This window comes from Xanthobacter flavus, from assembly GCF_017875275.1.
GTDB lineage: Bacteria > Pseudomonadota > Alphaproteobacteria > Rhizobiales > Xanthobacteraceae > Xanthobacter > Xanthobacter flavus_A.
Genome location: NZ_JAGGML010000001.1, coordinates 3,030,999 through 3,048,366 on the forward strand (window position 1 = coordinate 3,030,999; position 17,368 = coordinate 3,048,366).

General features: G+C 70.8%; 18 protein-coding genes. 7 read left to right on the forward strand and 11 right to left on the reverse strand.

The annotated features are described in order from the left end of the window. The 6 genes from J2126_RS14475 to ccmI form a co-directional block, all read right to left on the reverse strand. On the reverse strand, nt 1-393 hold the full coding sequence (locus J2126_RS14475; protein WP_209487621.1) for a VOC family protein: 393 nt from the start codon (nt 391-393) through the stop codon (nt 1-3). Between the two features lie 25 nt (nt 394-418). After that, the gene (gene rlmN, locus J2126_RS14480) at nt 419-1,666 is read right to left on the reverse strand and encodes a 23S rRNA (adenine(2503)-C(2))-methyltransferase RlmN (protein WP_394101536.1); all 1,248 of its coding nucleotides are present in this window, start codon (nt 1,664-1,666) and stop codon (nt 419-421) included. A gap of 68 nt (nt 1,667-1,734) precedes the next feature. Further along, nucleotides 1,735-2,229 carry a cytochrome c-type biogenesis protein gene (locus tag J2126_RS14485; protein ID WP_209487622.1) on the reverse strand — a complete coding sequence of 165 codons (495 nt, stop codon included), beginning with the start codon at nt 2,227-2,229 and terminating at the stop codon, nt 1,735-1,737. A gap of 5 nt (nt 2,230-2,234) precedes the next feature. Continuing rightward, on the reverse strand, nt 2,235-4,223 hold the full coding sequence (locus J2126_RS14490) for a heme lyase CcmF/NrfE family subunit (RefSeq protein ID WP_209487623.1): 1,989 nt from the start codon (nt 4,221-4,223) through the stop codon (nt 2,235-2,237). A 3-nt stretch (nt 4,224-4,226) separates the two neighbouring features. Beyond that, nucleotides 4,227-4,706 (reverse strand): cytochrome c maturation protein CcmE, encoded by a 480-nt coding sequence (ccmE, locus tag J2126_RS14495; RefSeq protein WP_209487624.1) that lies wholly within the window; start codon nt 4,704-4,706, stop codon nt 4,227-4,229. Next, the gene (ccmI, locus tag J2126_RS14500) at nt 4,703-5,854 is read right to left on the reverse strand and encodes a c-type cytochrome biogenesis protein CcmI (protein WP_245327337.1); all 1,152 of its coding nucleotides are present in this window, start codon (nt 5,852-5,854) and stop codon (nt 4,703-4,705) included. Before ccmI ends, ccmE begins: the two co-directional genes overlap by 4 nt. A gap of 184 nt (nt 5,855-6,038) precedes the next feature. Here ccmI and J2126_RS14505 point away from each other — a divergent pair, with 184 nt between their 5' ends. After that, the gene (locus J2126_RS14505) at nt 6,039-6,455 is read left to right on the forward strand and encodes a YidB family protein (protein ID WP_209487626.1); all 417 of its coding nucleotides are present in this window, start codon (nt 6,039-6,041) and stop codon (nt 6,453-6,455) included. 73 nt (nt 6,456-6,528) lie between these two features. Here J2126_RS14505 and J2126_RS14510 read toward each other — a convergent pair whose 3' ends face one another. Beyond that, the gene (locus J2126_RS14510) at nt 6,529-7,050 is read right to left on the reverse strand and encodes an invasion associated locus B family protein (RefSeq protein ID WP_209487627.1); all 522 of its coding nucleotides are present in this window, start codon (nt 7,048-7,050) and stop codon (nt 6,529-6,531) included. Between the two features lie 340 nt (nt 7,051-7,390). Here J2126_RS14510 and J2126_RS14515 point away from each other — a divergent pair, with 340 nt between their 5' ends. After that, nucleotides 7,391-8,371, forward strand: coding sequence for an NADPH:quinone oxidoreductase family protein (locus J2126_RS14515; protein WP_209487628.1), 981 nt, complete (start codon nt 7,391-7,393; stop codon nt 8,369-8,371). A gap of 3 nt (nt 8,372-8,374) precedes the next feature. Here J2126_RS14515 and J2126_RS14520 read toward each other — a convergent pair whose 3' ends face one another. The 4 genes from J2126_RS14520 to J2126_RS14535 form a co-directional block, all read right to left on the reverse strand. Then, nucleotides 8,375-8,788: a YkvA family protein gene (locus J2126_RS14520; RefSeq protein ID WP_209487629.1), complete on the reverse strand. Its 414-nt coding sequence runs from the start codon at nt 8,786-8,788 to the stop codon at nt 8,375-8,377. Nucleotides 8,789-8,836: 48 nt separating this feature from the next. Next, nucleotides 8,837-9,367, reverse strand: a complete 531-nt coding sequence (gene thpR / locus J2126_RS14525) for an RNA 2',3'-cyclic phosphodiesterase (protein WP_209487630.1) — start codon at nt 9,365-9,367, stop codon at nt 8,837-8,839. Nucleotides 9,368-9,546: 179 nt separating this feature from the next. Then, nucleotides 9,547-11,559, reverse strand: coding sequence for a DUF3300 domain-containing protein (locus J2126_RS25630; RefSeq protein WP_209487631.1), 2,013 nt, complete (start codon nt 11,557-11,559; stop codon nt 9,547-9,549). Between the two features lie 90 nt (nt 11,560-11,649). Continuing rightward, complete coding sequence (locus tag J2126_RS14535; RefSeq protein WP_209487632.1) at nt 11,650-12,288, reverse strand: GyrI-like domain-containing protein; 639 nt, start codon at nt 12,286-12,288, stop codon at nt 11,650-11,652. 165 nt (nt 12,289-12,453) lie between these two features. Between J2126_RS14535 and dapF the strand changes: the two genes are divergently transcribed. The 5 genes from dapF to J2126_RS14560 all read left to right on the forward strand — a co-directional run bounded on the left by dapF (nt 12,454) and on the right by J2126_RS14560 (nt 17,367). After that, complete coding sequence (gene dapF, locus J2126_RS14540) at nt 12,454-13,311, forward strand: diaminopimelate epimerase (protein ID WP_209487633.1); 858 nt, start codon at nt 12,454-12,456, stop codon at nt 13,309-13,311. Next, entirely contained in the window at nt 13,311-14,585 is a 1,275-nt protein-coding gene (gene mtaB, locus J2126_RS14545) for a tRNA (N(6)-L-threonylcarbamoyladenosine(37)-C(2))-methylthiotransferase MtaB (RefSeq protein WP_209487634.1), read from the forward strand. Before dapF ends, mtaB begins: the two co-directional genes overlap by 1 nt. A gap of 22 nt (nt 14,586-14,607) precedes the next feature. Next, entirely contained in the window at nt 14,608-15,957 is a 1,350-nt protein-coding gene (ftsY, locus tag J2126_RS14550; RefSeq protein ID WP_209487635.1) for a signal recognition particle-docking protein FtsY, read from the forward strand. A 130-nt stretch (nt 15,958-16,087) separates the two neighbouring features. After that, nucleotides 16,088-16,447 (forward strand): hypothetical protein, encoded by a 360-nt coding sequence (locus tag J2126_RS14555; protein ID WP_245327338.1) that lies wholly within the window; start codon nt 16,088-16,090, stop codon nt 16,445-16,447. Continuing rightward, the gene (locus J2126_RS14560; protein ID WP_209487636.1) at nt 16,444-17,367 is read left to right on the forward strand and encodes an SH3 domain-containing protein; all 924 of its coding nucleotides are present in this window, start codon (nt 16,444-16,446) and stop codon (nt 17,365-17,367) included. Before J2126_RS14555 ends, J2126_RS14560 begins: the two co-directional genes overlap by 4 nt. Nucleotide 17,368 lies beyond the last annotated feature (1 nt).

Here is a 17,368-nt window from a genome sequence, read left to right on the forward strand (position 1 = left end):
TCAGGCAGCCTCGGGCAGGTGGCAGACGGCCTCCACGTTGAGCCCGTCCGGATCGAACACGAACGCCCCGTAATAATCGGGATGGTAATGCGGGCGCAGGCCCGGCGCGCCATTGTCCCGCGCGCCCGCGGCAAGGGCGGCGGCGTAGAAGGCATCCACCGCCGCCCGGTCCGTCGCGGCGAAGGCGAGATGCAGGTGCCCGGTGGCGACCGGCGCATCGCCGATCCAGAAGTCCGGCTTGCCGGAGCCGACCACGCCGAAGCCGATATAGGTATGGCCGCCCGGCGGGCTCACCTCCATCAGGATGCCGTAGCCGAGCGGGGCCAGCGCCGCGAGATAGAAGGCGCGGGAGCGCGCCACGTCGTGCACCGAAATCCCCACATGGTCGAGCATGGCAGCGTCTCCGAAGGGGCGGGGACTACTCCTCCGCCTGGGCCATCATGGCGCGATAGGCGAGGCGCTCGCGGGCGGAGAGCTTCTCGCTCTCGCTCTTGAGCTGGCCGCAGGCGGCGAGGATGTCGCGCCCGCGCGGCGTGCGCACCGGGCTCGCGTAGCCGGCGCGGAACACGATGTCCGAGAAGCGCTCGATGGTTTCCCAGTCCGAGCACTCGTACTGCGTTCCGGGCCACGGGTTGAACGGAATGAGGTTGATCTTGGCTGGCACGCCTTCGAGCAGCTTCACCAATGCGCGCGCGTCGGCGGGCGAGTCGTTCACGCCCTTCAGCATGACGTATTCGAAGGTAATGCGCTTGGCGTTGGAGGCGGCCGGATAGGTGCGGCAGGCCTCCATCAGCTCCTTGATGGGATACTTCTTGTTGATGGGCACCAGCACGTCGCGCAGATCGTCGCGCACGGCGTGCAGCGAGATGGCGAGCATGGGGCCGACTTCCGAGCCCAGGCGCTCGATCTCCGGCACCACGCCGGAGGTGGAGACGGTGATGCGCCTCTTGCCAAGGCCGAGGCCGTCGCCGTCCGAGAGGGTCTCGATGGCTTCCTTCACGCTGTCATAGGCATAGAGCGGCTCGCCCATGCCCATGAAGACGATGTTGGTGACCAGTCGGTCGCCCTCGGTGGGCAGGCCCGGACCCACCGCGCGGTCGCGGCCGGGATAATCGCCGAGCCGGTCGCGGGCCACCATCACCTGCGCCACGATCTCGGCGGCGGTGAGGTTGCGCACCAGGCGCTGGGTGCCGGTGTGGCAGAAGGAGCAGTTGAGGGTGCAGCCCACCTGCGAGGACACGCACAGCGTGCCGCGGTCGCTTTCGGGGATGTAGACCGTCTCGATGTCGTGGGGCCGCTCGCCCGGGTGATCGGCGGGGAAGCGCAGCAGCCATTTGCGGGTGCCGTCCTGCGAGACCTGCTCCGCCACGATCTCGGGACGGGCCAGCGTGTAGGCCTCCTCCAGCCGCGCGCGCAGGTGCTTGGAGACGTTGGTCATCTCCGAGAAGTCCTGGGCGCCGCGCAGGTAGATCCAGTGCCAGAGCTGGTTGACGCGCATGCGCCGGTCCGAGCCCTTCACGCCGATGGCATCGAGCGCGTCGCCCAGCTTGTCCCGGTCGAGGCCGATGAGGGAGGCGCGTGCGGGCGCGGCCTCGGACGCGATGGGCGGCAGGGCGGTTTCAGGCGCGGGCGTGGCTTCAGGCATGGTTTCGAGCGTGGGCATCATCCGCCACACATAATCCCTCGCGGGCCGCGTTTCCACGGGAAGAATGCGGGAGCCGCCCCGCGTCTGCCTCAGGGCTTGGTCGAGCCGGCCCCGTCGCCCTCGGCGAGCAGCGCCTTCAGCCGGGCCTCCTCGGCTGCCGAGAGCCGCGGTGCCGGGGGGGCGGCGCTGCGGCGACGCAAAGCGAGGACGGCGCCGAGGGCGCCCAGCACCAGCACGAGGATCGGCGCGCCCCAAAGGAGCGCATTGCGCCAGGACATGCGCGGGCGGAGCAGCACGAACTCGCCGTAGCGGGCCACCATGAAGTCCAGCACCTGGCTGTCGCTGTCGCCGGCCTTCAGCCGCTCGCGCACGATGAGGCGCAGGTCCTTCGCCAGCGGTGCGTCGGAATCGTCGATGGACTGGTTCTGGCAGACCATGCAGCGCAGCTCCGCCGAGAGCGTCCGCGCCCGGCTCTCCAGTGCCGGATCGCCCAGCACCTCGTCCGGCTGCACGGCGAAGGCCGGGGCGCCGAGGGTGAGGAGGATGAGGAGAGCGGCGAGGAGCGCGCGCAGGTTCGGTGCCATGGCGCTCACTCCGCCGGCGCCACGGAATGCCGCTGCTTCTTCGCCGCCGGGCGGGGCGCGCCCACCCTGAGGCGCCGGTCGGCGAGGGAGAGGCCGCCACCCAGCGCCATCACCAGCGCGCCGAGCCAGATCAGCGTCACGAACGGCTTGAAGGTTGCTCGGACGGAGACGTGGCCGTCCGGGCTTTCCTCGGCCATGCTCACATAGAGCTGGCTGAAGCCGAAGGTGCGCAGGCCCGCCTCGGTGGTCGCCATCTGCCGCGCGGCGAAGGTGCGGCGCGAGGCCTCGATATTGCCCTCGGAGACCCCGCCGTCGCGGATGGAGAACACCGCCGTGCGGGCGCGGAAGTTTGGCCCGGTCCGGCTTTCCAGCCGGTCCAGGGTCAGGGTGCGCGAGCCGATGGTGATGGTATCGCCGAGCTTCACCGCGGCGATCTTCTCAAGGCTCCACGACGTCTCGCAGACGATGCCGAGCAGGCAGACGCCCACGCCGAAGTGGGCGATGGCCGTGCCATAGGCCGAGCGCGGCACGCCGGCGAGCCGGGCAAGCGCCACCTTCGCCCCCACGCGGCCGAGGCCGGCGCGCTCGGCGAGGTCGGTCAGGGCGCCCAGCATGATGAAGGCGGCAAGGCCCACCGCCAGCGGCGCCAGCACCGGGCCGCCGGTGGTCGCGGCCGCCGTCACCACCACCGCGACGATGGCGAGGCCGGCGGCGAGCATCAGCCGCTGCGCGGCGCCGAGGATGTCGCCGCGCTTCCAGGCGAGCAGCGGGCCGAACGGCATGGCGAAGACGAGGGGCAGCATCAGCCCGCCGAAGACAAGGTTGAAATAGGGTGGGCCGACCGTGATCTTCGCGCCTGTGAAGGCTTCCAGCGCCAGCGGATAGAGCGTGCCCACCAGCACCGCGGCGGTGGCGGCGGTGAGGAACAGGTTGTTGAACACCAGCGCCCCCTCCCGCGAGATCGGCGCGAACAGGCCGCCCTGCTTCAGCTCGGAGGCGCGGAAGGCGAACAGCGCCAGCCCTCCGGCGATGAAGAAGGTGAGGATGCCGAGGATGAACACGCCCCGCGCCGGATCGGTGGCGAAGGCATGGACCGAGGTCAGCACGCCCGAGCGCACCAGGAAGGTGCCCACCAGCGACAGGGAGAAGGCGAGGATGGCGAGGAGGATGGTCCACACCTTCAGGGCGTCGCGCTTCTCCATCACCACGGCGGAGTGCAGCAGCGCGGTGGCGGCGAGCCAGGGCATGAGCGAGGCGTTCTCCACCGGGTCCCAGAACCACCAGCCACCCCAGCCCAGCTCGTAATAGGCCCAGTAGGAGCCCACCGCGATGCCCAGCGTGAGGAACACCCAGGCCGCCAGCGTCCACGGACGCACCCAGCGCGCCCAGGCGGCGTCGATCCGCCCCTCGATCAGCGCCGCGATGGCGAAGGAGAAGGAGATGGAGAGCCCCACATAGCCGAGGTAGAGCAGGGGCGGGTGGATGGCGAGGCCGGGATCCTGGAGGATGGGATTGAGGCTGCGCCCTTCCGCAGGGGCCGGCACGATGCGGGCGAACGGGTTGGACGTGAACAGGATGAAGGAGAGGAAGGCGGCCGCCACCGCCCCCTGCACCGACAGCACCAGCGCCCTGAGCCGGTCCGGCAGGTTCGAGCCGAACACCGCCACCAGCGCCCCGAAGAGGGCGAGCACGAAGACCCACAGCAGCATGGAGCCTTCGTGGTTCCCCCAGGTGGAGGTCACGCGGTAGACGAGCGGCATCTGGGAGTGGGAGTTCTCCACCACGTTCACCACCGTGAAGTCGGAGGTGACGTAGAGCTGCACCAAAGCGCCGAAGGCAAAGGCGACGAAGCCGAACACGGCGAGGGTGATCGGCCCGGCGGAACCCATCAGCACCGCGTCGCGCCGCTCCGCGCCCCAGGCCGGCAGGATCACCTGAGCCAGGGCCAGCGCGAAGGCGAGGGCGAGGGCGTATTGTCCGATCTCGGCGATCATGCCTCAGCTCCCCGGCTGGCGGGTTGAGGGCGAGGCGGCGCCGGGCGCGGGCGCGCCGTCCTTCCAGTGGCCCTGCTGCTTGAGGGCGTCGGCGACCTCGCGGGGCATGTATTTTTCGTCGTGCTTGGCGAGCACGCTGTCGGCCTTGAACGCGCCGTCCGGCTGGAGCGCGCCTTCGGCCACCACGCCCTGACCCTCGCGGAACAGGTCCGGCAGGATGCCCTGGTAGGCCACCTTCACCGTGGCATTGCCGTCGGTAATGGAGAAGGTGGTGAGCGTGCCGGCCTTGACGACGCTGCCGGTCTCCACCAGCCCGCCGAGCCGCAGGCGCGCGCCCGGCGTCACCTGCTTCTGTGCCACTTCGGTGGGCGTGCGGAAGAAAACGATGGTGTCGTTGAGCGCCGAGAGGATGAGGCCGGCGGCGAGCGCGAGCACGCCGAGCCCGGCGCCGATGAGGACCAGCCTGCGCTGCTTCCGCGTCATCCTTTTCCTCCTGTCGGCAGGGCCTTCTCCGCCGCGTCGAGACGGGCGAGGGCCGCCGGATCGTCCTTGAAGGCGGCGCGCGCGGTCTTGAGCGCGGCATCCGCCTTGTCCTTGTCGCCGAGCACGCCATAGGCGCGGATCAGCCGTTCCCAGCCGTCGATGTCGTTCGGCTCCTGGTCGAGCCGGGCGGCGAGGCGCTCCACCATGCCGCGCACCATGGCGTTCCGGTCCTGCGGCGACATTTGGGCGGCCGCATTGACATCGGCGGCATTGGGACCGGGTGTCGCAGGGGAAGGAGCCGCGGGCGGCACCGTGCCGCCGACGCGGGCGAGCGCCTCCGCCACCATGGGACGATAAAGGGCAGAGGCCGGCGTCCTGGCGAGGAGATCGCCCCAGATCCGCGCGGCATCCTGCGCGCGGCCATCCTGCTCGGCGGCGAGGCCGAGGAAATAGGCGGCGCGCGGCTCGTTCGGGTTCAGCGCGAGGGCGGCGGCGAAGGCCTTGGCGGCATCGGCGGTGACGAGGCCGTCCGCCGCCACCACCAGCGCGTCGCCCCTTGCGGACAGGCGCTCGGCGCTGGGGCCCAGGATGCGGATGGCTTCGCCATAGGCGCGGGCGGAATCCTCCGGCCGCCCGAGGCGCAGATAGATGGGGGCGAGGATCTCGTAGCCCTGCCCGTCATTGGGATTTTTCTGGAGGTGTTCCTCCACGCGCCGGACGAGGATCGCCACGTCGCTGCGATCGGGCGCCGCGGCCATCCGCTCGGCCAGCGGCGCGCCGGGAAGGCTTGGCGAGCCCATCACGGCATAGAGCGCCGCCGCGCAGACCGGCACGAAGAGGAGCGCGAAAATGGCCGCCGCGCGCCGGCGCCGGCCGGCCACGGCGGGATCGGCGGACGCAGCGTCGGCCGCCGCATCGGCGGCGAGCATGCGGCGGGCCACCTCGATGCGCGCGGCTTCCGCCTCGGCGGCGGGCAGGCGGCCGGATTTCGCGTCGCGGGCGATCTCGGCCAGCTGGTCGCGATAGACCGCAAGGTCCGCTTCCCGCGTCGCCTTCAAGGTGCGGGCGCGCGACAGCGGCCACAGCACGGCGAGGGCCGCGACGGCGGTCATGAGGGCGAGGGCCGTGAACAGAGGGAGTGAAATCATCACCTGCGAGCCGTTAGCGGCTGACGATCCTCGTGCATAGGCCACACGCCGTCCCAGCGGCGCGGAGCCGCAGGCGATCAGGCGTTCGTGACCGATCCACGCCAGATCGACACCGCGAGGGTGATCCGGTACACCAACCCACGGCGCGCCGCATCGTGCAGCGCAGCAGCGGGAGGAGACGGGGATGGGCCTGTTCGACCAGATGGCGGGCAGCATGCTCTCCAACATGCTCGGCCGTGCCGGCCCCGAGGGCGCCGGCGCCCTCATCGACACGCTGCTCAGCGGCCCCATGGCCTCGGCCCTGCCCGGCATCCTCGATGGCGCGCTGGCGAAGACGCCCTATGGCAGCATCGAGGGCGTGCTGGCGCAATTGCAGGAGGCTGGCCTCGCCCATGAGGTGGACAGCTGGCTTTCCAGCGGCCCCAACGTGCCGGTGAGCGCGGACGAGATCGTCAACGCGCTCGGCGCCGAGCCCCTCACCGCCATCGCCAACGGGCTCGGCCTCCAGCCGGAGATGCTGCCCGAGCTTCTCGCCAAGCATCTGCCGGCCATCATTGATCGATTCAGCCCCAACGGCGTGCTGGATCTGCCCGGGCGGTGATTGCCGGGACGGGCCGGGCCCGTCCCTTCAGCACCTTCAAAGCACGACTTCGATCGCGCTCACTTGATCGCGCTCACTTGCATTCCTGCGCCACCCGGTCGAGCGCCTGCGCCAGGCCGACCAGCGAGTATTTGTCGGTGGTCACGTTGCCGCGCAGCGAGGTCGAGGCGACGGTGAGGTCCTTGCCGCGCTTCATGGCGTCCACCAGCTTGGACTCGTCGGCCACGTTGCGCACCCAGGCGCCCTGATCCTTCGTGTAGAGCTGGAGCGTCGCGTTGCCGACCGTGAGGGTCGCATCCGAACCCTCCTTCAGCGGGAAGCCGACGGTGACGGTCACCTCGTTCTTCACGTTCTCGCCGGGGCGCGTGGAGATGAAGAAATAGGCCGGATCGCGCTTCAGCCCTTCGGGCGCGCGAGTCTTCGGCTGGGAGATGGCGTAGCAGACCTTGGGACTGGAGGTGGAGACGTAGACGCTCCAGTCGCCGAACTGCGCCACCGCCTTCGACTGAGGCTGGCCCTGCGCGGCGGCCGGGGCGGCTGCGGCACAGGCGAGGAACATGCCCAGGAGAGCAGGATGGACACGAGGAAGCGTCATGGCTTCTCCTAAATCGCTGGGGCCCCGTAAGGCAATCGGACATCGTGCTTGGCCGCCGGCTGTCGGGTAGCGACGCAGGCGGTCAAAAAAATGGCGGGGTCGTCTTGCGTTTTCCTAAACCAAAGGCTCGGCTCCGCTCAATGCGCAGGATGGGTGAAATCGCCCGATTCGTTGCGCCGTGGGACTTCGCGAGACTGTCCGGCCGCCGTGCGTGGCGCAAGGCGTGGGTTCTTGATGGCGCCGGTGCCGTCGCGGAAGGGCGTGTTTACCCCGTGCTTCCGCCCTGTTGGGTTAATTTTTGGTAATCCGTTCCTGTCGTTCCAGTGAAGAAGGAGACCTCATGAAAGCGGTGGTGTGCGCGCGCCATGGCGCCCCCGAGACCCTTGAGATCCGCGATCTGCCCGTGCCTTCGCCCGGTCCCGGCGAGGTGCTGGTGAAGGTCGCGGCCATCGGCCTCAATTTCTTCGACACGCTCATCATCCGCGATCTCTACCAGGTGAAGCCCGAGCTGCCCTTCTCCCCCGGCGCCGAATATGCTGGCCATGTCGCCGCGCTGGGCGAGGGCGTCACCGGCTTTGCGGTCGGCGAGCGCGTGTGCGGCTACCAGACCCACGGCGCGGCGCGCGGGTATGTCGCGGCTCCGGCCCAGTTCCTGGCCAAGGTTCCGGACGACCTCGACCTCGTGAAGGCGGCCGGCCTCATCGTCACCTACGGCACGGCGCTCTATGCGCTGCGCGACCGCGGCGAGCTGAAGGCGGGCGAGCGGCTCGCCGTGCTCGGTGCCTCGGGCGGGGTGGGGCTCGCGGCGGTGGAGCTGGGCCGGGTGCTCGGCGCGCGGATCATCGCCTGCGCCTCCTCGCCGGAGAAGGTGCGCTTCGCGCTGGATCACGGAGCGGACGAAGGTTTCGACTATGCCTCCGGTGACCTCAAGGCCGCGCTGAAGGCGTTCGGTGGCGGGACGGGTCTTGATCTGGTCTACGATCCGGTGGGCGGCGACATGGCGGAGCAGGCACTGCGGGCGCTCGGCCCGCTCGGCCGCTTCCTGGTGGTGGGCTTCGCCGCCGGCGAGATCCCGAAGATCCCGCTCAACCTGCTGCTGGTGAAGAATTGCGATGCGCGCGGCGTCGCCTTCGGCTCCCATGCCCGGGCCAATCCCGGCTGGCTGCGCGACGCGGTGGCAGAGCTGATGGGCTACGCGCGGGACGGCCGCATCTCGGCCCACGTGGACAAGACCTTCCCGCTGGAACACTGCGCCGAGGCCCTCGGCGAGATTTCCGGGCGTCGGGTGAAGGGCAAGGTGGTGCTCACCGTCGCCGACTGAACCTCAGGCCGGGCGGCCGTCCTCCCCGGTCGCCTGATGGTCGGGGTCGAAGGCGGCCTTGGCCGCTTCATAATGCTCGGGCTTCACATGGCCCGACAGCAGCTTGAGCGCGCCCATGAGCACCGCCGCATCGTCTCCGAACCCGATCAGCGGCAGGAGGTCCGGCGTCAGGTCGAAGGGCAGGACGAAATAGGCGAGGGCACCGAGCAGGGTCGCGCGCACCCGCAGCGGCGTCTGGCGGTCGAACGCAGCATAATAGCTCGCCACCGCGTCTTCGGCGAAGGGGACGTGGCGGGCGGCGCCGCGCAACTTCCGCCAGAAGCCCTTGCGCACGCTGGCCTCATCTTGCGCGGCCTTGTCGCGCTCGGCGCCGGAGAGGCGGTCGAATTCGTCGGGGTTCAGCGTGTGCGTAGTCATGCACCATGAGATGGGGACCCCGCTGAGCGCCGCAAGAGGCCGGGCGCCCTACAGGAGCGGGTAGGCCGCTTCCACGAGATAGGGTCCGCCGCCCACCGAATCCCGCGAGGAGAACAGCACGAAGCGCGGCACGCGGAACGCCGGGGTGCGGAAGGAGCCGCGCGCAGCCAGATAGTCCGCCACCTGCCGCGAGGATGCGTCGCGCAGCCGGGCGAGGGTGACGTGGGGCTTGTAGTTGCGCTCCGCGCCGAGGCCGAGCCGCTGCATGATGCGCTCCTGCTCGGCCTGCAGCTCCATCAGCGCCGCATTGGCCTTCACCGCCGCGAACACCGCGCGCGGCTTGTGACCGCCGAACTGGTCCAGCCCGTCCAGCGCGATGTCGAAGGCGGGTCGTCGCACCTGCCCCAGCATCAGCATGATGTCGCGGCCAGTGGCGTCGTCCACGTCGCCGATGAAGCGCAGGGTGACGTGATAGTTCTCGGAATCGATCCAGCGGGCGCCGGACAGACCGCCCCGCAGCATGGACAGGTCGAGCCCGACCTCCGGGGGGATCTCGATGGCGGTGAACAGTCGCGGCATTGAACCCTCCGCGATGGCCGGCGGGATAGTGCCGGTCTCACGAGCGACCGCGGCGCTACCGCAGGCCCAGCCCGTGCAGTGAAGGAGATTCGCGCCCCGAAGGAAAGGGCTCTGCAGGGCCTTCGGCGGTTCGGAAACAAACCGCCCGGCCGAAGCCGGGCGGATGGGTCTGTCGGGCCTCAGCGCTGGCCGGGCCGAGGCCGGTTCTGCGGCGCCGCCCGTTGCTGCGGCATGGCCCTCGGCTGCTGTCGCATCTGCTGCGGCCGCATCTGCTGGGGGCGTTGCTGCGGCCTCATCTGCTGCGGGCGCTGCTGCTGCGGACGCATCTGTTGCGGCCGCTGCTGGGGCCTTTGCTGCGGTCGCACCTGCTGCGGCCGGTTCTGCGGCCGCACGTTGGCGGGCCGATTGGCCGGCCGGTTCGGCTGGACCGCGGGCCGGTTGGGCCGGTTGGGACCCGCGTTCGGATAACCGGGCCGGTTGGGACCGGCATTCGGATATCCGGGCCGGCCAGGTCCGCCGGGCCGGCCGGGGCCGGCGCCGGGATAACCGGGACGGTTCGGACCTGCCCCCGGAACACCGGGCTGGCCGGGCCGGCCGGGGCGACCGGGGCCGACGCCGGGGGTGCCGGGATATCCGGGACGGCCGGGACCCGCGCCGGGCTGGCCGGGGACGTTGCCGGGCACGCCGGGGCGACCGGGCCGGCCGGGGCCGACGCCGGGCGTGCCGGGATAGCCGGGGCGACCCGGTCCCATGCCCGGACCACCGGGATATCCGGGCCGGCCGGGCGCACCGGGAACAACGGGCATTCCGGGACGACCGGGACCGACGCCGGGTCCACCGGGATAGCCGGGCGTGCCGGGACGACCCGGACCACCGGGATAACCCGGACGGCCGGGGGCACCGGGAACGAGAGGCATTCCGGGACGGCCGGGACCGACGGCCGGTCCCCCCGGATATCCGGGCATTCCGGGACGGCCGGGTCCACCGGGTCCACCGGGTCCACCCGGTCCACCGGGCCAGCCGGGACGGCCGGGCCCTCCAGGACCTCCAGGACCACCGGGACCACCGGGACCACCGGGACCACCGGGACCACCGGGGTAGCCGGGGCCGCCCGGCCAGCCGGGACGTCCCGGACCGCCAGGTCCACCCGGTCCACCCGGCCACCCGGGACCGCCGGGCCAACCCGGACGACCGGGACCACCCGGCCAGCCGGGACGCGGCGGGGGCCGAACGCCGGGACGGCCGGGCACCCACGGTCCCGGTCCCCAGACGGGCGGGCGGCCACCCCAGCCGGGACCCCAATAGGGCGGGCGCACCCAGCGCGGCGGCACCACCCACACAGAGTTCCACGGCCGGTTGTTCCAGCCCCAGTTGTTGTTCCAGTAGGAGCCGACGAGCACGCCGGCGCCGAACGCCAGGGCGCCGGTGGCGAAGGTGGTGAAGACCTCCGAGCTGTCATAGGCCGGCACATAGATGCGCTCGGGATCGGCCGGCTGGATATAGATGGTGCGCGCGGGGCCGCCGCTGCCGCTGCTCGCGGGCGCGTCCTGCGTCGTCACCACCTGCTGCGGCGTGGACTGCAGATTGCCGACCGCCTGCGCCTTGGCACGCAGTAACTGGATGGTGTTGGACACATCCTGCGGCTGGGTCGAGAAGGCGAGGCCGAGGGATTCCGACCACTCCATGTGCTCATGGAGCAGGGTGATCACCTCCGGAAAGCGCACCAGCGCCTTCACCGAGGAATCCCAGTTGAAGGCATCCACCGCGGTGAAGTTGCGTTCCTGCACCGGATTGGGATTGGCGACGATCCAGTTGTAGGCCTCCACCAGCTGTTCCGGGAACAGCGTCGCCGGGAACAGGATGGCGAGCAGCGGGTCCGGATAGAGCGCCACCGGCCCGAGCAGGTATTCGAGCTCAGACAGGGAATAGGCGGGCTGGACCCGATCGCCCGGCTGGGGCGGCGGCAGGGATTGCCCCTGCGGGCCTTGCTGCCCCTGAGGCGCCTGCGGCAGCGGCTGGCCCTGAGGATAGCCTTGGTCGCCCTGCGGCGCGGGTTGGCCCTGCGGCGCAGGCGGCGGGGTCTGGGCGAGAGCCGGGTAGATGGTGGACCAGCCGAACACCGCCGCGACGGCGATGCGCGACAGGTTTCCCGTCCTCCCCTTGACGCAGTTTCTTATGGATATGCCACCCATGCGGCCCTCCTTATGGCGGCGTTCTGACCTCAGGCTAGACTGGTCGACGCCGCCGTGTCCTTGATGTTTCTCTATTTTTTCAGGGCCTGCTCAGGGCAGGGGGACGAGGATCTCGATCTCCAGCGCCTCGGGCGAGGCGGTCAGAAGGTCTGTCCGATAGCGCTCGATGTAGAGGTCGTTCTGCTCGACGTTCTTCTCGTCGAGATAATTGGCGATCTGCTCGTAGGTATTGTCCATGTCGCCGAAAGAGCCGGTATGCACGAACCGCAAGACCTTGCCGGCGAAGGAGCCGCCGAGCTTCATCGGCTCGGCCGGCTTCTGGGTGGTGGTGCCGGAGAACGGCATCTGCACCTCATAGTCGAAGCCGCGGTCGTCGCTGGTATTGTACATGACGAACACGTCGCCGGCCCGCACTAGGCCCAGCCGCTTCACCTCGCCATCCGCCTTGCGGACGGCCTCCACCAATTTGTCATAGGCGTCTTCCCAGGACGACGAGCCGGAAATCGTGAGCACCGGCACGGGCGTCAGCGTCACCTCGTCCGCCGAGAAGGTGGCGGGAGCGGGCGTGACGGGGGTCGTCTCCACCGTCTTCGGGTCCACCACCGGCGGAGGCGTCAGCGAGTCCTGTGACTTTTGCGGCGCCTGCGCGGCCGCGGGCGCCACCAGCGCCATCATCAGCCCGAAAACCGCCGCCGCCCGCCCGAGCCTCGTCCCCCAAACGCCCGTCATCGTCCATCCTCCCGCGGGCCGAAGGGCCGCGACGCACTCTGTCTAGCATGTTCTCCTGCCGCAGTTCGGCGCGATTGCGGCGCCTTGCGGGCGGCGCGGGGGTGGTGTGATGGACGGAACGACGCCATATAAGGCAAAGATCCTTCAGGACCAGCCCGGACGCCCGTGAACCCGCTCAGCCACCGCCCCTTTGTGAAGATGAACGGTCTCGGCAACGAGATCCTCGTCCTCGACCTGCGCACCGATCCGGTGGAGGTGCCGCCCGCCGCCGCGCGGGCGCTGGCGCGGCCCTCGGTGCTGCCGTTCGACCAGGCCATGGTGCTCTATCCGCCGCGCCGCGCGGACACCGCCGCCTTCGTCCGCATCCTCAACAATGACGGCTCCCTCTCCGCCGCCTGCGGCAACGGCACCCGCTGCATCGCCGCGCTGGAGGCCGAGCGCACCGGCACGCCCCATGTGCTGTTCGAGAGCGAGGCAGGGCTGCTCGATTGCACCGTGCGGCTGGACGGTCAGGTGAAGGTGGACATGGGCGCCCCCCGCCTCGGCTGGCAGGACATCCCGCTGGCGCAGGATGTGGGCGACACGGCGTCGGTCCTCGTGCCCGGCTTCGAGAGCCTGGGGCCGGCGGTGATGGTGAGCATGGGCAATCCGCACGCCATCTTCTTCGTCGATGATGCCGACGCCATGGACGTGGAAGGCCTCGGCGCCGCGCTGGAGCACCATCCGCTCTTTCCGGAGCGCGCCAACATCTCGTTCGCAAGCCTCACCGCGCCGGACCGCATCCTGCTCCATGTTTGGGAACGCGGCGCCGGTCGCACGCAGGCCTGCGGCACCGCCGCCTGCGCCACCGGTGTCGCCGCCGTCCGCACGGGCCGCACGGGCCGCGCCGTCACGGTGACGCTGCCGGGTGGGCCGCTGGAGATCGAATGGCGCGAGAGCGATGGCCACGTTCTGATGACCGGGCCGGTGGAGCACGAATTCGCCGGCACCCTCACACCCGCCATGCTGGATGAGGCCGCCTGATGGCGGATGCAGCGGGCGTCGAGGTGGTCAATTTCGGCTGCCGCCTGAACGCGCTGGAAGGCGACGGCATCGCCCGCGCCGCCACGGCTGCCGGGCTGGAGCGTGCCTTCATCGTGAATACCTGCGCTGTGACGGCGGAAGCCGTGCGGCAGGCGCGCCAGGCCATCCGCCGCGCCCGCCGCCGCGATCCCGCGCTCCGCGTGGTGGTCACCGGATGCGCCGCCCAGACCGAGCCCGCCACCTTCGCCGCCATGGAGGAGGTGGACCTCGTGCTCGGCAATGCCGAGAAGATTTCCGCCGCGAGCTGGGCCCACGCCCGCCGAGACTTTGATTTCGGCATTGGCGCCGAGCAGAAGGTGCGGGTGCAGGACATCGCCGCCGTGCGCGCGGCGACACCCCATCTCGCCGACCGCTTCGAGGGGCACACCCGCGCCTTCGTGGAGGTGCAGAACGGCTGCGATCATCGCTGCACCTTCTGCATCATCCCGTTCGGCCGCGGCCCCTCGCGCAGCGTGCCCATGGGCGCGGTGGTGGCGCAGGTGGCGCGGCTCGTTGAAAGCGGCCATGGCGAGGTGGTGCTGACCGGCGTTGATCTCACCGCCTATGGTGCCGACCTTCCGGGCGCGCCGACCCTCGGGCGGCTGGTGCGGGCGGTGCTCGCGCGTGTGCCGGAGCTGAAGCGGCTGCGTCTCTCCTCCATCGACGCGGTGGAGGCGGATGCGGAACTGATGCGTGCCCTCGCCGAGGAAGAGCGGCTGATGCCGCATCTGCACCTCTCCCTCCAGTCCGGCGACGACCTCATCCTGAAGCGCATGAAGCGCCGCCACAGCCGGGCCGAGGCGCTCGCCTTCATCGCCGCGCTGCGGCAGGCGCGGCCTGACGTGGTGCTGGGCGCGGACATCATTGCCGGCTTTCCGACCGAGACCGAGGCGCAGGCGCGCGCCACGCGTGACTTCGCGGAGGAGGCGGGCCTCGCCTTCCTCCACGCCTTCCCCTATTCCGCCCGGCCGGGCACGGCGGCGGCCCGCATGCCGCAGCTTCCCCCGGCGCTGGTTGCCGAGCGGGCGGCGCGCCTCCGGGAGACCGGGGCGGGCCTGCTGCGCCGGCATCTGTCGGCGGAAATCGGCCGCCGCCGCACGGTGCTGGTGGAAGCCGGCGGGCGCGGACACACCGAACATTTCACCCCGGTGCGCCTCTCCGGCGCGGCGGTGCGCGGCAGCCTCGCCGATCTCAGGATCGCAGGGCACGACGGCGCGCGGCTCATCGCGGCGTGACGCATTTTCAGGGATCTTCGGCATGAGCCAGCAGGACGGCGGAAACGACAAGAAGAAGCGCGGCTTCTGGGGATGGCTGACCGGCGAGCCGGCGGCTGAGACGCCGGTGACGCCTCCGGATGCGCCTGTCCCCGCTGCGGCGGACACCGCGCCCCCGCTGGTCGCGCCAGAGAGGCCGCTAACGACCCCGGTGGAGAGCGCGGCGGCGGAGCCTGCCGCGCCGCCCGAACCGGTCGCGCCCGAGCTGGTTGCGCCCGAGACTTTGGAAGCACCTGCGCCCGAGCCCGTCGAACCCGAGCCGCCTGTTGCCTTCGCGCCGGAGCCGAATACGGACCCCGAGCCGGTCGAGACCGCCGCGCCTGAGCCCGCTCCGGTCGTGGTGCCCGAAGCTCCGGCGCCGGAGCTTCCCCCGCCGCCGCCCGAACCCGTCGCCGTTGCGCCGGTCCCGGAGCCGCGCAAGGGCTTCTGGAGCCGGCTCGCCTCCGGCCTCGCGCGCACCGCGTCCAGCCTCGGGCAGGGCATCACCGATCTCGTGTCCAAGCGCAAGCTCGATGCGGCGACGCTTGAGGAACTGGAGGAAGTGCTGATCCGCGCCGACCTCGGCGTCGAGACCTCCATGCGCATCGTCGAGGAGGTGGGGCGCGGCCGGCACGACAAGATGATCTCGGCCGAGGAGGTCAAAAGCCTGATTGCGGCCGAGGTCGAGCGCATCCTCGCCCCTGTGGCCGTGCCGCTGGTGGTGGACAGGGCGCACAAGCCCTTCATCCTGCTGATGGTGGGCGTCAACGGTTCCGGCAAGACCACCACCATCGGCAAGCTCGCCGCCCAGTGGCGGGCGGAGGGCCGCAAGGTGGTGCTCGCCGCCGGCGACACCTTCCGCGCCGCCGCCATCGAGCAGCTGAAGGTGTGGGGCGAGCGCACCGGCGCCACCGTCATCGCCCGCGAGCAGGGGGCGGATGCGGCGGGCGTCGCCCACGATGCCATCACCGAGGCGCGCGCCCAGAACGCCGACATCCTCATGATCGACACCGCCGGCCGCCTGCAGAACCGCGCCGAGCTGATGGCGGAGCTGGAAAAGGTGGTGCGGGTCATCAAGAAGCAGGAGCCCACCGCGCCCCACGCGGTGCTCCTCGTGCTCGACGCCACCGTGGGCCAGAACGCGCTCTCGCAGGTGGAAGCGTTTGCCCGCACCGCCGGCGTCACCGGCCTCGTCATGACCAAGCTCGACGGCACGGCGCGGGGCGGCATCCTCGTGGCCATCGCGGCGAAGCACAAACTGCCCATCCATCTGATCGGGGTGGGCGAGGGGCAGGATGACCTCCAGCCTTTCGCAGCGCGCGATTTCGCACGGGCCATTGCCGGGTTGGAGTGAGGCTGGACGGGCTTTGGCGGTAGCTATCTGCCGCCTCGCTGCCATTCGGCACGCGGCGGTTGAAAATCCGTGCAACCTCGGGGAATCTCGGTCTTGAGCGCCGCCGTGCGCCGTCCCGAGGATCGCCGCAATGACCCCTCCCACCCGCCGCCTGTTCTCCCTGTCGCTGGTTGCCGGCAGCCTTCTGGCTCTCGCCGGATCGGCCTCGGCGGCGGAGACGACGCCGCTGTTCAAGATCGTCACGGTGAAGGACGAGATCGTCGTCGGCCTCTCGCCGCAGGACGCGGCGGCGATCGGCGGCAGCGATGTCACCGCCATCGGCCGGGCACTCAAGGCGAAGGGCGAGGTGACGCTCTGGCGCTACGCCGTGCGCAAGGGCGCCGACGGGGCGCTGGAGCAGGCGCCGGTGGCGCGCGTGAGCATCCTCAGCAACGACAGCCTGCGGGTCGAGCCCTACTCGACGCCGCTGAAGATCATCGCCCCGCAATGAGGCGCCTCGCCGCCCTCACCCTCGTTGTGCTTTTGCTGGCGGCCGAGGCGCGCGCGGAAGACCCGGCGTGGCTTGCCGCCGCCACGGCGCAACTGCCGAAGACGCTGGTCGCCGGCCGCGTGCTGCGCACGGGCGAACTCGGGCAGACGGCGCTGATCGCCGTCTTTCCCGCCGGGGCGGATGATCCGAGGACGCCGGGCAGCGCCTTCACGTCCGGGCAGGTACTGGAGGTGACGCTGGCGCCGGAGGGCGATGCCCGCCGCGTCGTCTCCGCCGTAGTGCGCCCCCGCACGGCGCAGGATCCGGCGGGGGATGACCCGTTCGCCGAGGATCAGGCGGAAATTCTCGCAAGCCTCGCGAAGCAAAAGCCGGAGCCGGGTGTGGAGCCTTGCCGGCTCAGGGCGTGGTCCATGGACACGAGCCGCAAGGGCCTGCCCGTGCGCGCCGCGCCTTCGGCGACGGCGAAGGTGGTGGGCACCCTCGCTCCACCGCGCCACACACCCGAGTCCGGGCAGGGCGAGGACGACAGCTGGCACGTGGAGTTCGAGATCACCGGCTACAAGGACGGCTGGTTCCGCATCCGCAATGCCAGCCCGCCCGGCGCGCCCTATGACGATCCGCCGCCCCGCTCCTACCCCAAGACCTACAGGGGCGCGGGCTGGATTCCGGCGGACAAGGCCGGCGGCGCCTATGCCAACACGCAGATGCCGGTGATGCGCCTGCATCAGGCGCCCAACGTCGATGCCCGGGACATCCCGCCCGGCGATGATGCGGCCGATCCCTCCGGCAATCTGCCCATCGACGGGACGCTGGAGCGCCTTTACGCCTGCTCCGCCAATTGGGCGCTGACGAAGAGCCGGGATGGCAAGCGCGGCTGGTGGCGCGGCATCTGCTCCAATCAGGTCACGAACTGCAGCTGAG